This is a genomic window from Cobetia sp. PDI-12MA, from assembly GCF_059507695.1.
Genome location: NZ_CM183351.1, coordinates 592,236 through 604,867, shown reverse-complemented (window position 1 = coordinate 604,867; position 12,632 = coordinate 592,236). Strand labels below are relative to the sequence as shown.

Below are 12,632 nucleotides of genomic sequence, written 5' to 3'. Positions count from 1 at the left end.
GCAAGGTGAAGATGTGCGACAGTGCGTCGCCGTGTACCAACGCTCTCTCGGCGGTAAGCTTGCGCCAGATGCGTCATTCTCTGCCTTGAGACGTGACGCCAGCGCTTCCCTGCAACTATCTCTGCCACCACCGGCAGGAGCATGAATGCCCCGAACTGCCGCTGTACCCGATGTTTCACCCTCCCCCACCGATGCCACTGCCTCGGCAGAATTCGTGCCACGCCGCTGGCTGGAGACACTGGCACGTGCCGGTGGCCGCTGGCCCCAGCTCGCCATCCTGTGCGCCCTGCTCTCGACACTGGTCCTGCTCGCCCAGGCCTGGGCCATCGCCCGCCTGGCCCAGGGCGTCGCGATCGACCGCGAAGGCCTGGCGACACTGTGGCCGGCCATCGCGGTACTCGCCGCCAGTCTCTCGCTGCGCGGCGCGCTCACTGGCCTGCGTGGCTATGCCGGCACGCGCGCCAGCCAGCAGATCCGTCGTGGCCTGCGCGAACGCCTGCTGCAGCGCTTCGCCGAACTCGGCCCGCTGTGGGTGCGTCGCCAGCATCGCGCCAGTCTCGCCAACCGCGCCTGGGACCAGGTCGAGTCACTGCACGGCTACTATGCCGACTTCCGCCCGCAGACACGCCTCGCGGGGCTGATTCCGCTGATGCTGCTGTGTGTGGTGTTTCCGCTCAACTGGGCGGCCGGCCTGATTCTCGCCACCACCGCACCACTGGTACCGATATTCATGATTCTTGTCGGCATCGCGGCGCGCAAGCGCTCGCAGGAGCAGTTCCGGGAGATGGACCGCATGGGCCGTCACTTCATGGACCTGCTCACCGGTCTCAAGACCCTGAAGCTGTTCGGCAGCGCCAGACGCGGCCCCCAGGTCGAGGCAGTCAGCCATGCCTTTCGCAAGCGCACCATGCGCGTACTGCGCCTGGCCTTCCTGTCCTCCACGGTGCTGGAATTCTTCACCGCGGTGTCCATCGCGCTGCTGGCGGTCTACCTCGGCTTCCATTTCCTCGGCCACCTGCAATTCGGCACCTGGGGCGACTCACCGCTGACCCTGCAGACCGCACTCTTCATTCTGGTACTGGCGCCCGAGTTCTATCAGCCGCTGCGCGAGTTGGGCGTGCACTATCACGCCAAGGCCGAGGCCGAGGCTGCCGCCAGTGACCTCGCCCCCATCGTCGGCAGCGCTCCATTTATCCAAGAGTCGGATGGTGAAGCGGGCGCACTGACGCGCAACCCCGACAGCGACTTGCCCGCAGCACGCCCTAAGTCCCGCAAGTTGCACTCGCTGATGCTGGAAGAGGTCTGTGTGCGCTATCCCAATCAGTGGAACCGCCAGACCAGCACGTTGACTCCACCGGCACTCGGGCCGCTGACCCTGCGGATCACCCAGGGCGAGCGTGTCGCGCTGACCGGCGCCTCCGGTTCCGGCAAGTCGACGCTGCTCAATCTGCTGCTCGGCTTCGTCGAGGCCAGCGACGGCCTGCTGTATCTCAATGGCCATCCGCTGAGCCACGGCCTGCCGCCGGGCATGGCGGCCTGGGTCGGTCAGGAGACGGTGGTGCTTTCCGGCACGCTGGCCGACAACCTGCGTCTTGCCAGGCCTCACGCCAGTGACGCACAGCTCGAAGCGGCGCTGGACAATGCCGACCTGCTCGACTGGTACCAGCACCTGCCGCGAGGGCTTGAGACGCGCCTTGGCGAGGGCGGTCAGGCGCTGTCCGGCGGTCAGGCACGCCGTCTGTCACTGGCCCGCGCATTCTTGCATGACGCGCCACTGGTGCTGCTGGATGAACCCACCGCCAGCCTGGACGCCGACAGCGAAGCGCGCGTGATCGCCGCGCTCAAGCGTCTCGGCGAGGGTCGCACCCTGCTGCTGCTGACCCATCGACCAGAGCTGCTGACGCTATGCCAGCGCCTGATTCATCTGAACGATGGCCAACTGGTGCAGGACCGCCCGCTCCCCCTCCCGACGCCGCGAGGTGACGCATGAACCGCGCCATCCGCAAGCCCGCGTCTGACACGCCCATGCCTGTCACGGCCAGTGAGCCAGCACTGGCCGAGCCACACGTCGAACAGCGCCCACGTCTGCGCGAACTGACGCCGTATCTGGCCTTGATGCGCGAGCATCGCGGCTGGCTGGGTATCGGTGCCCTGCTGGCACTGATCACCCTGCTGGCCGCCACCGGTCTGCTGGCGCTGTCGGGCTGGTTCCTCTCCGCCACCGCCGTAGCCGGCTTGAGCGTCGTCACCACCCAGGCCTTCAACTTCTTCACTCCGGCGGCAGGTGTGCGCGGTCTGGCGCTGGCGCGCACCGCCGGGCGCTATGGCGAGCGGGTCACCACCCATGAGGGCACGCTGCGTCTGTTGGCGAGCCTGCGCCGCCGCCTGTTCGAGGCCATCGAGCCGCTCTCCCCCACCGCCCTGCAGCATGCCGGACAGGGAGAATTGATGACCCGCCTGGGCGCTGATGTCGACGCCCTCGACAGCCTCTACGTGCGCGTATTGATTCCCTCGCTGGTGGCGGTCTGCGCCATCCTCGCCGCCGGCACGCTGATCGGCATCTTTGCGCCGACACTGGCGCTGGTGGCGGTGATCGGGCTGGTGCTGACCGGCGGACTGGTGCCGTGGCTGGCATGGTGGCGGGGTAGCCGTGACGCCATGCGTCATCAGTCCTCGGCCAGCCGCCTGCGCGCACGCCTGCTTGAGCGCCTGCAGGGACTGGGCGAGCTGGTGATCTATGATCGCTGGAATGAAGAGCTTGAGCGCCTGGCCGAGCAACAGGCCGAGCGGGACCGCATCGAGCGCACCCAGGCACGCCGTCAGGCACTGGCCAGCTGGCTGAGCCACAGTCTGCTGGGGCTGACGCTGGCCGGGGTCGCCCTGCTCGGCGTCATGCAGATGGCGCCATATGCGAACGACGACATCACGACGCATTCTGGCGAGCTGCTCGATGGTCGTCTGCTGGCGCTGTTCCTGCTGGCGGTACTCGGCGCCTTCGAGGCACTGGCGCCACTGCCGCTGGCCTGGCAGGGGCTCGGTCGCTGTCTGTCGGCGGCCGCGCGCCTCAACGGCGTGCAGGCCAATACGCCGGCGGCCCAGTTCCCCAGTGGCTCTGAGGCTGCCACGCCGGTGGGACACGCCTTGGAGATCGAGCAACTGAGCGTCACCCACGGCGACACGCCGGTGCTTGAAGAGCTGTCGCTGACACTGGCCGCAGGCGAGCATCTGGCACTGCTCGGCCCGTCCGGCAGCGGCAAGAGCACCCTGCTGGACGTGCTCAGTCGCTTCCATGTCCCCAGCGCCGGACGCATCACGCTGGGCGGCGTGGCGCTGGATTCACTCGACGAGGCCACGCTGCGTGCAAGCTTCGCGGTCTGCCCGCAGGACACGCATCTCTTCTGTGCCAGCTACGCCGACAACCTGCGCCTGGCCGCTCCCGAGGCCAGCGATGAGGCACTGACGCGCATGCTGGAAAGCCTTGGCCTTGGCGACTGGCTGGCCCGCCAGCCACAGGGGCTTGCCGGCTTCCCGGATGAAGGGGGGCGTTCATTGTCCGGTGGCCAGCTGCGCCGCTTCGGTGTGGCGCGTGCGCTGCTGTCACCAGCGCCGATCGTGCTGCTCGATGAGCCCTGCGAAGGACTGGACCGCACCAGCGCCGAGCAGGTGATGAGCGCGATTCTCGCCGCCTGCGAGGGCCGCAGCCTGATCATGATCACTCACCAGCCGCTGGGGCTGGAGCGCTTCGCGCGTCTGGCACTGCTGGAAGCGGGCCGCCTGCAGGAAGACACCACCCCAGCCACGCTGAGCCGCGATTCCCGTCTCGCCAGGCTGATGGAGCGCACTGCCTGACGACAGTCACATTCGGCCACTACGGAGGGAGACATTCATGGTAGACAGCAGACTGGAAGATCAGCCATTGGCGGCGGACACCTTCGCGCGCCTGCCACAGGGCTTCTGCGCACTGGTCACCGGTGCCAGCGGCGGGATCGGGCGGGCGCTGATCGCTGAGCTGCTCGCCCATCCGCACTGTAGAAAAGTGCTGGCGGTGAGTCGCGATGTCTCATGCCTTTCGGCGCATCCCGAGCTCGAGACGCTGGAGGCCGACCTGACCACCGAGCAAGGCACCGCGCGCCTCGAGGAGTGGCTGACACAGCAACTGGATGGGGAGAGCGAGACGGGGCAGCCACCGGCGCTGATACTCAACGCGCTGGGCCTGCTGCATGACGAGCGCGAGCAGCTATGGCCGGAGAAACGCCTGGAGGATTTGAGCCTGGCGGCCCTGACGCGTCTGCATCAGGTCAATGCCTTCGCCCCGGCCCTGCTGCTGGGGATGCTGGCGCCACGTCTGCGCCGACGCACGCCAGTGATCTTCGCCTCGCTGTCGGCGCGGGTCGGCTCGATCTCCGACAACCGCAGCGGCGGCTGGTATGCCTATCGCGCCAGCAAGGCCAGCCACAACATGCTGCTCAAGACCGCCGCCATAGAGATCGCACGGCGCAATCCCGAGGCGCTGCTGGTCGCGCTGCATCCCGGCACCACCGACACCGGCCTGTCGACGCCCTTCCAGGCCCGCGTGCCCGAGGGCAAGTTATTCACGACGGGTTTCGTGGCGCGCCGTCTGCTGCGCGTCGCCTGCGAACTCTCGCCCACCGCCAGCGGCGGCTTCTACGACTGGGCCGGCCAGGCCATCGATTGGTAACCCTCTCGGTAGAGGCGACTCAGAGCTGCAGATGCTCCTGAAACCACTCGGTGATGAAGTCGAGGTAGGCGCGGGTCTTGTCGGGCAGGTACTTGCGTGAACGGAACAGCACCACCATCGAGCCATGCTCGTTCCAGTAGGGCTGCAGCAGCGGCACCAGTTCACCACTTTCCACTGCCGCGCGGGCCGAGAAGGTCGGCAGGTAGGCGAGACCGAAGCCGGCCTTGGCCGCCTCCACCACGCCGAGCAGATTGTTGATCACCAGCCGCGACTCCGGCTCCACATCGAAGGGCTGACCATTGAGCGTGAAGCGCCAATGCGCCCCCAGGTCGTAATTGCCGTAGAAGATGGTATCGAAGGCGCGGATGTCCTGGGGCTGCACCGGCGGTGCATTGACACGCGCCAGATAGTCCGGCGCCGCATACAGGCCATAGACCACCTTGCACAGCGGCCGCGAGACCATCGAGGAATCCGGCAGCGGCCCCATGCGAATCGCCAGGTCCACTGACTCATCGATGGGCTCGAAGCGCTGATCCTCGAGCAGAATCTCGACGCTGACATCCGGGTAGCGACGCATGAAGGCGGTGGTCGGCGCGGCCAGATACATGAAGCCGAACGACACCTGTGCCGAGACCTTGAGCTGGCCCATCGGCTGCGAGGTCACGGACTGTACGCGGGCCTCGGCGGATTCCAGCTCCTCGCGGATGCGCAGGCCGTGCTCGTAGTAGATGCGCCCCGCCTCGGTGAGATGCAGCTTGCGAGTCGAGCGATTGATCAGGCTGACGCCCAGCTGCTCTTCCAGCGCCGCCACCCGCTTGGACGCCAGCGACTTGGAAATTCCCAGTCGGCGCGCCGCCGCCGTGAAACTGGCCGCGCGCACGACTTCGACGAAAACGCGCAATGCATCAAGTGTCGCCATGTTTCTCCCTTTCCCTCGCTCTGCAATCGCCATGGCCCTCTGGACCCGGCCAGACACCCCATCAATCTCTCAGGTTTCCATATTGGAAACCCTAGTTTTCAATTGTACGCGCTTATTCTCCAAAGCGCGGCACCCTATACTGTGCGCCACGAACATGCGGGAGCAGGCGCGTCGCGGCATCGGCCGCCTGCTCCCGGACTAGACCGACGACGGCCGGGCCTGCGTGGCGCAGCCCGACCGTCCAGGTTCGCGCTCAGGTAGTTGCACTGCTCATCCCACCGATTCCCGGTGACTGGTCTGCATGGCGACGCCCCCACGCGCGGTTTCGCTGTCGGCCCATCCCGGGCCTCGGTGGCGATCTTCAGTGTTGTAATGCAAGTTTCTTGTGCGCTTGGCTGTCTCACGACGCCAGGCGCTTTTTTTATGTCTGTCTTCAGTGACTTACAGCCACTTCTTCCACTTGAAGAACAGATAGGTCGAGAGCGCCGATACCCCCATCAGGCACAGCGCGAAGGGATAGCCCCAGTCCTCGTCCAGCTCCGGCATCCAGTGGAAGTTCATGCCGTAGATGCTGGCGATCAAGGTCGGCGGCATGAAGACTACCGCCGCCACCGAGAAGATCTTGATGATGCGGCTCTGATCGAGATTGGTGAAACCGATCGAGGCATCGAGCAGGAAGTTGACCTTGTCGAAGATGAAGGTGGTGTGTGGATTGAGCGAGTCGATGTCGCGCAGCATGTCGCGAATCTCCTGCCGTCGCGATTTCTGACGTGGCGCCGAGGGCAGATGGCGCGTCAGCTGACGCAGCAGGCGCTGACTGTCCAGCAGCGACTGGCGCACCTTGTCGTTGTAGCGCTCCTGCAACAGGATGCCGTGCAGGGTGTCTTCCAACGCCTCGGGGTGCACCGCCTGCTTGCCCAACGCCTCCAGGGCCCGGTAGATATCCTCGATCTCATCGGCCAGGTAATCGACCTTCATCGCCAGCAGCGCCAACAGCACTTCCCAGCCATCCTCCGGGCTCAGTCGCTGGCGACGCAGGTGGTTGCGGAACAGCCGCAGCAGGCCGATATCCTCGTGGCGCATGCTGATCAACTGGCGCCCATGCAGATGAAAGGCGACGTTGGCCGTCTGCGGCTCGCGCCCCTTGCGATGCGGAAACAGCGAGACGACGTGGATGCCATCGCCTTCCAGATAGAAGCGCGACGACGACTCGATCTCCTCCAGCTCCTCGACATCAGGCAGCTCCACCGTGAACTGTTCGCTCACCCAGCGCTTTTCCTGCTCATCCGGCTCGCAGAGATCGATCCACAGCACATCGCTACGCACCAGAATCGGTGGCGCCAGCTCGTCATCGGCCAGCAAGCTGGCATGCAGGACTGCCGCCTCTTCAGCGCTGTCCGCCAGGCGCGGCGGCGCATCGGGCTGACCGGGCTGCGGGTCAGGCAACACGATATGTTCGCCGCGCAGGCGGCCATCATCGTGCAGTCGATAGAGTGTGATCATGATGACTTCCTCGAAAGGCCCCGCAGGTCTCGCCTGTGCACTGAGCGATGGCGATGGCGATGGCGATGGCTGACGACCAAGGCCAACCGTCTGAAAAGGCAGCGAAACCCGGGCACCTTGGCGGCGTACGAATAGAGTGTCGTCATTCTAAACGAGATGGCGAGCCAGCGGAGGCCGAGCGACGGGGCGCAACAGGCGTGAGCGGGGAGGCAAGCGGGGAGCGGCCGAAGGGAGACCGAGATCGAGCGCCAGAATAGAGCGCCAGAGAAAAGCGCCAGACAGGAATAAAGAAGCACCAGACACGAAAAAAGGCGACCCGTGAGAGTCGCCCTAAGACCGTGACTAGCTTGATGAGGAGAAACCCGAACAGGGGCCTGACTCCGCTGTTCTGGCTACCGCATTCCATGGCGGGAAGCGATGAATCCAGATTATGCTCTCCAGCAGACGCCGTCAATACTAATGAGAAATATTTTCATTAACATTGAGTCAGCGTTCATCTCACGCGTCGCTGGCCTCCCCTCACCGGCTGACGTATCATGGCGCCAGAATATCAAGGTCGTGACTGGCCTGATGAGACGCTTACCAGGGACCTGACATCCAAATCTGGTGAGCACGAAGCACCGCTCGACTCGCAAGCCTTCCTCCCTGTCATTGGCAGACGGAAAGTGAGTGAACCGAAAAGCGCTTCCGGACTCCTCCCTCGTGCAAGCGAAGGAGGCGTCTTTTTTTGCGCATAAAAAAGCGGCCCACCCCGTAGGATGAGCCGCTGGCAAGGACCGTAAAACTGTCTGATGAGAAGCCTCCCGGACAGGGGCCTGACTCCACTGGCCGGGACACCGCTACCCATGGCGGGGAAGCGATGACCCCAGAATATGACTCGCGGGCTCAGACATCAACACTAATGAGAAATATTTTCATTAGCATTGGAGAGTCAGGCACTTGCCGCCGCCTCTCACCTCAGCTTCAGCCCTGCTTGTGCCACTCGAACTTCTTGAACGGCTCGTCGATCGGCGTCTCGGCCAGGTGATTGGTGTAGTTGCTCATCACCTTCTGGGACAGGCCCAGAATCACTTCCAGCACATTGCGCTTGGTATAACCGGCATCGAGGAAGGTCTGCACGGTAGCGTCATCGACGAAGCCACGCTCACGCACCACGGCCAGCGTGAAGGTGCGCAGGGCTTCCAGACGCTCGGTCGGCAGCGGCGTCTCGTTGCGCAGCGCTTCGGTGATGGCGTCATCCACCTTCATCGACTTGGCGATGCCGGTATGCGCCGGTACACAGTAGTGGCAGTTGTGCTCGACGTTGATGGTCTGCCAAACGACGGTGGTCTCTTCATCATCGAAGCTGCTGTCGAGGAACAGCTGGTGCAGCACCTGGTAGCCTTCCAGCAGACCCGGTGCTTCCGCCATCACGGCGTGCAGGCCCGGTACCATGCCGAAGGCTTCGACGGACTTGCCAAGCAGCGGCTTGCTGTCCTGCGGGGCATTGTCGGCGGTATACAGCGTGAAATCAGTCATGAGAACTCCTTCGGGATGAGGGGCGAGATGCGCGGTGTCTCAGGGGCGGGCTGCCAGTCAGTGGCATGAAGCCTCGAGCAGCGCCCCTGAAGATGCAGGGCAACACATGAGCGAACGCTCAAAATCAAGCCTGGAAACCGCTGCACTGCGTTGTCGGGGAACACACTAGCTGGATTTGAGCGATCATTCAAGTTAAAATTGAGTACTCACTCAACACCTTGCTCCTTGTAGACTGCCCACTTCGCCGAGCCGCGCGAAGACAGGCGTCACTCGTGAGCCCCATCGTCAGGACAGCCATGCCACGCGCGACCTTGCACAACCGCCAGGATTCCCTCGAACGGGCGCTCAATCTCTTCTGGCAGAAGGGCTTTCATGCCACGTCGCTGAAGGACATCGAGCGCGCGCTCGACATGCGTCCCGGCAGCATCTACGCCACCTTCGGCAGCAAGGACGGTCTCTTCCAGGAAGCGCTGGACTGCTACTCCGCGCGCAGTCTGCGTGAGATGGAAAGCCTGATGGCCAGCCACGACTCGCCATTGACCGCCCTCGCCACCTATATCCGCAAGCTCGGCGGATTGCGCGACTGCGAGGTGCCGTCCCGCGCCTGCATGCTGGCCAAGAGCCTGCTGGAACTCGGCGAGCGTGAACAGGCCGCCCGCGACAAGGTCGAGACCCTGCTCGCCAACATGGAAGCCCGCTTCCGCCAGGCCTTCGCGGACGCCCGCGACGCCGGTGAACTCATCGACCCCGAGCGCCCCGCTCACCAGCCGGAACGCCTCGGCCGTCGCCTGCAGGCCGAAGTCATGGGCCTGCGCGCCTACGCCCAGCGCGAAGGCGAAAGCGAAGCCGTCCGCCAGCTCGCCGAAGACATCGCCCAGGATATCGAAGCGCTGAAGGTCAACAACACGCATTGAGCCATGAGCGGCGCATTGGCTCGCGGCTCCCTCTGACTCGGCGCTTCGCATCACAAGCTGCTAGAATCACCGCCCGCTTGTCTCGACAGCGCCTGCACCTGCACCTGATGCTCCGCCCCCTGCTCCCACACCAGCCGATATGACTGCCATGCCGATGACACCGATTGACCGCACCTTCTCCGTTGCGCCGATGATGGAATGGACGACCCGTGACTACCGCGCCTTCGCGCGCGTGTTGAGCCGTCGTACGCTGCTGTACACGGAGATGGTGACTACCGGGGCATTGCTGTTCAATCCGGACCGCGAACGCTTCCTCGGTCACGACGAGACGGAGCATCCGCTGGCGTTGCAGCTGGGTGGCAGCGATCCGCAGGCGCTGGCCGAGTGTGCGGCGATCGCCGAGAGCTGGGGCTATGACGAGGTGAACCTGAATGTCGGCTGCCCGAGCGATCGCGTGCAGAACAACATGATCGGTGCCTGTCTGATGGGCCATCCGGAGCTGGTGGCCAAGTGCGTGGCGGCGATGCAGGCGCAGGTGAAGATTCCGGTGACGGTGAAGTGTCGCATCGGGATCGATGATCAGGATGAGGACGCCGATCTCGAGCGCTTCATCACCACCGTGGCCGACGCCGGCTGCGACACCTTCAGCGTGCATGCGCGCAAGGCGTGGCTGCAGGGCCTGTCGCCCAAGGAGAACCGCGATGTGCCGCCACTGAACTACGGCCGCGTGCACCGTCTCAAGCAGGCGCACCCGTCCTTGCATATCGGCATCAATGGCGGCCTGAAGCAGATGGATGAGCTGCACGAGCAGCTGGAGCACGTCGACAGCGTGATGGTCGGCCGTGAGGCGTACCACAACCCCTGGTTGCTGGCGACGGTGGACAGCGAGCTGTACGGTGAGGCCGAGAATCCGCACACCAGCCGCCACGATGCGCTGCGTGCCTTCCGCCCCTATATCGAGAAGCGTCTCGCCGAGGGCGTGCGCCTCAACCACATCAGCCGCCATCTGCTGGGACTGTTCCAGGGCCAGCCGGGCGGTCGCCAGTTCCGCCGCCATGTCTCCGAGAACGCCCACAAGCCGGGCGCGGGCATCGAGGTCATCGATGACGCCATGGCGCGCGTGCCGGAACAGCGGCCCGAGGCACAGGTCGAGCAAGCCTGATCGAGCTGGCCTGTTCGCGCCGCTTCTGCTCTCTTCTGTCCTTTCTTGCTCTCTCTTCTGCCCTCTCTTGAGAGCAGCGCTGTCAAAAGACAGTCCCCGACACCTGGCCCTCGCGCCGGGTGTCGTCGTCTCAGCAGTCAGCAAAGTGACGACACTGCACTGTCAGGCGTGCCACCTGACGCAACTCTGCGTCGCCATCTAAGCTAATAACCCCTTGAATACCAACAACATGCATGACTTTCGTTTGATTGTCTGACAAATACATCTCGCGCAGAATGGCTGACCATACGGACAACAACAGGTCTCGACATCGTCACGCCATGCTTGCGTGATGTCAGCCACACAACTGCTCCGTCATCGGCCATTCCTCCACAGTCCTCCTCTGCAGCCCTGTGGGCCGGTTCATGCAGTCCCGTCATCCGGGCTGCGCTGCTTCTGCTGACACTTCCTTCGAGGTTCCATGTCCACACACTCCTCTACCGGAGCCAACAGCCGTGAGCTGTTCGGGCATCCGGCCGGACTCTATCTGCTGTTCTCCACGGAACTGTGGGAACGTTTCTCCTATTACGCCATGCGTGCCCTGCTGGTGCTCTATCTCACCGATGCCGTCACCAGTGGCGGTCTGGGCTGGGATCAGGGCGACGCCCTGCAGCTGTATGGCATCTTCACGGGCCTGGTGTACATCACGCCGATGTTCGGCGGAGCACTGGCCGACAACTGGTTGGGTGCCCGCCGTGCGATCCTGATCGGGGGCCTGATCATGGCGGCCGGGCAATTCGTGCTCGCCGTGCCGCCGGCCATGAGCGGCCTCAACCCCGAGATGCTGCTGTATATCGGCCTCGGCCTGCTGATCGTCGGCAACGGCCTGTTCAAACCCAACATCTCCACGATGGTCGGCGACCTCTATCAACAGGGCGACCACCGCCGTGATGGCGCCTTCACCATCTTCTACATGGGCATCAACATCGGTGCGCTGCTGTCGGGTATCGTCGCGGGCTCCATGGCCGAAGGCTATGGCTGGAACGCCGGCTTCCTGGTGGCCGGTATCGGCATGCTGCTGGCAGTCGCCATCCAGCTCATCTTCGCGCCGCGCCACCTGGGTGACCTGGGGGTCGAACCCAGCGCCCGCCGCGAGGCACGCCTGAGCAAGAGCAACAATCGCAAGACACCGCTGAGCCGCGAAGAGCGTGACCGCATCAAGGTCATCCTGGTGCTGGGCCTGTTCACCATCCTGTTCTGGGCCGGTTTCGAGCAGGGGGGGCGGCCTGATGGCGCTGTATGCGCAGGACTACACCGACCGCATGCTGATGGGCTTTGAAGTGCCGGCGGCCTGGTTCCAGTCGCTCAACCCGCTGTTCATCATCCTGCTCTCGCCGCTACTGGCAGGCCTGTGGACCCGCATGGACAACCGCGAGCCCAGCTCGCCGGTCAAGTTCGCCTTCGGCCTGATCGCCCTCGGCATCGGCTTCGTGTGCATGATCGGCGCGGTGCTGGAGCAGAAAGCCGCAGGCAGCGCCTCGATGATCTGGCTGGTCGGCGCCTTCTTCTTCCACACTCTCGGCGAGCTGTGCCTGTCACCGGTGGGGCTGTCGATGGTCACCAAGCTGTCACCGGTGCGCATGGGTGCGCTGATGATGGGCGCCTGGTTCGCCTTCGTGGCACTGGCCAACTACCTGGCCGGAATGATCGGCTCGCTGGTCGGCGAAGCCGGTGCCATGAGCGTGTTCGGCGGTATCGCCATCACCGGCGTACTCGGCGGCCTGCTGTTGCTGGTGTTCGCCGGCAAGCTGGTGGACTGGATGCACGGCGCGGAAGCGGGTCACGACGGCCCGCTCGAGACCCAGAGCAGCCACGGCTGATCTCGTACTCGTCGTCATCTTGCTGCGACGACATCACAGACTGCTGCAACGCAAACGC

Annotated in this window: 10 protein-coding genes; 7 read left to right on the top strand and 3 right to left on the bottom strand. The window is 64.4% G+C overall.

The genetic code is table 11. The features are described from left to right. Positions 1 to 145 precede the first annotated feature (145 nt). From cydD to AC5WNI_RS02615, 3 genes are read left to right on the top strand one after another with little or no spacing between them, the layout of a single operon-like run. Positions 146 to 1,990 carry a thiol reductant ABC exporter subunit CydD gene (gene cydD / locus AC5WNI_RS02625; RefSeq protein ID WP_487885662.1) on the top strand — a complete coding sequence of 615 codons (1,845 nt, stop codon included), beginning with the start codon at positions 146 to 148 and terminating at the stop codon, positions 1,988 to 1,990. Beyond that, a complete protein-coding gene (cydC, locus tag AC5WNI_RS02620) occupies positions 1,987 to 3,849 on the top strand; it encodes a thiol reductant ABC exporter subunit CydC (protein ID WP_487885661.1) in 1,863 nt (620 codons plus the stop codon). Before cydD ends, cydC begins: the two co-directional genes overlap by 4 nt. A 37-nt stretch (positions 3,850 to 3,886) precedes the next feature. Beyond that, the gene (locus AC5WNI_RS02615) at positions 3,887 to 4,699 is read left to right on the top strand and encodes an SDR family NAD(P)-dependent oxidoreductase (RefSeq protein ID WP_487885660.1); all 813 of its coding nucleotides are present in this window, start codon (positions 3,887 to 3,889) and stop codon (positions 4,697 to 4,699) included. Positions 4,700 to 4,718: 19 nt separating this feature from the next. Here AC5WNI_RS02615 and AC5WNI_RS02610 read toward each other — a convergent pair whose 3' ends face one another. From AC5WNI_RS02610 to AC5WNI_RS02600, 3 genes are all read right to left on the bottom strand, one after another. Then, a complete protein-coding gene (locus AC5WNI_RS02610) occupies positions 4,719 to 5,618 on the bottom strand; it encodes a LysR family transcriptional regulator (RefSeq protein ID WP_043333112.1) in 900 nt (299 codons plus the stop codon). A 441-nt stretch (positions 5,619 to 6,059) separates the two neighbouring features. Beyond that, entirely contained in the window at positions 6,060 to 7,121 is a 1,062-nt protein-coding gene (gene corA, locus AC5WNI_RS02605) for a magnesium/cobalt transporter CorA (RefSeq protein ID WP_175090447.1), read from the bottom strand. Positions 7,122 to 8,084: 963 nt separating this feature from the next. After that, positions 8,085 to 8,639, bottom strand: coding sequence for a carboxymuconolactone decarboxylase family protein (locus tag AC5WNI_RS02600; RefSeq protein ID WP_176676161.1), 555 nt, complete (start codon positions 8,637 to 8,639; stop codon positions 8,085 to 8,087). 296 nt (positions 8,640 to 8,935) lie between these two features. Here AC5WNI_RS02600 and AC5WNI_RS02595 point away from each other — a divergent pair, with 296 nt between their 5' ends. The 4 genes from AC5WNI_RS02595 to AC5WNI_RS02580 all read left to right on the top strand — a co-directional run bounded on the left by AC5WNI_RS02595 (position 8,936) and on the right by AC5WNI_RS02580 (position 12,574). Continuing rightward, positions 8,936 to 9,553 carry a TetR/AcrR family transcriptional regulator gene (locus AC5WNI_RS02595; protein WP_495928624.1) on the top strand — a complete coding sequence of 206 codons (618 nt, stop codon included), beginning with the start codon at positions 8,936 to 8,938 and terminating at the stop codon, positions 9,551 to 9,553. Positions 9,554 to 9,707: 154 nt separating this feature from the next. Next, positions 9,708 to 10,715: a tRNA dihydrouridine(20/20a) synthase DusA gene (dusA, locus tag AC5WNI_RS02590; RefSeq protein ID WP_495928623.1), complete on the top strand. Its 1,008-nt coding sequence runs from the start codon at positions 9,708 to 9,710 to the stop codon at positions 10,713 to 10,715. Positions 10,716 to 11,175: 460 nt separating this feature from the next. Then, positions 11,176 to 12,033 (top strand): peptide MFS transporter, encoded by an 858-nt coding sequence (locus tag AC5WNI_RS02585; protein ID WP_217485907.1) that lies wholly within the window; start codon positions 11,176 to 11,178, stop codon positions 12,031 to 12,033. Then, positions 11,984 to 12,574, top strand: coding sequence for an oligopeptide:H+ symporter (locus tag AC5WNI_RS02580; RefSeq protein WP_217485906.1), 591 nt, complete (start codon positions 11,984 to 11,986; stop codon positions 12,572 to 12,574). Before AC5WNI_RS02585 ends, AC5WNI_RS02580 begins: the two co-directional genes overlap by 50 nt. Positions 12,575 to 12,632 lie beyond the last annotated feature (58 nt).

Excerpts from the sequence above, each read along its gene's own strand:
- cydD (WP_487885662.1), top strand. The coding sequence starts at position 146 with ATGCCCCGAACTGCCGCTGTACCCGATGTTTCACCCTCCCCCACCGAT.
- AC5WNI_RS02610 (WP_043333112.1), bottom strand. The coding sequence starts at position 5,618 with ATGGCGACACTTGATGCATTGCGCGTTTTCGTCGAAGTCGTGCGCGCG.
- corA (WP_175090447.1), bottom strand. The coding sequence starts at position 7,121 with ATGATCACACTCTATCGACTGCACGATGATGGCCGCCTGCGCGGCGAA.
- dusA (WP_495928623.1), top strand. The coding sequence starts at position 9,708 with ATGACACCGATTGACCGCACCTTCTCCGTTGCGCCGATGATGGAATGG.
- cydC (WP_487885661.1), top strand. The coding sequence starts at position 1,987 with ATGAACCGCGCCATCCGCAAGCCCGCGTCTGACACGCCCATGCCTGTC.
- AC5WNI_RS02585 (WP_217485907.1), top strand. The coding sequence starts at position 11,176 with ATGTCCACACACTCCTCTACCGGAGCCAACAGCCGTGAGCTGTTCGGG.
- AC5WNI_RS02600 (WP_176676161.1), bottom strand. The coding sequence starts at position 8,639 with ATGACTGATTTCACGCTGTATACCGCCGACAATGCCCCGCAGGACAGC.
- AC5WNI_RS02580 (WP_217485906.1), top strand. The coding sequence starts at position 11,984 with ATGGCGCTGTATGCGCAGGACTACACCGACCGCATGCTGATGGGCTTT.
- AC5WNI_RS02615 (WP_487885660.1), top strand. The coding sequence starts at position 3,887 with ATGGTAGACAGCAGACTGGAAGATCAGCCATTGGCGGCGGACACCTTC.
- AC5WNI_RS02595 (WP_495928624.1), top strand. The coding sequence starts at position 8,936 with ATGCCACGCGCGACCTTGCACAACCGCCAGGATTCCCTCGAACGGGCG.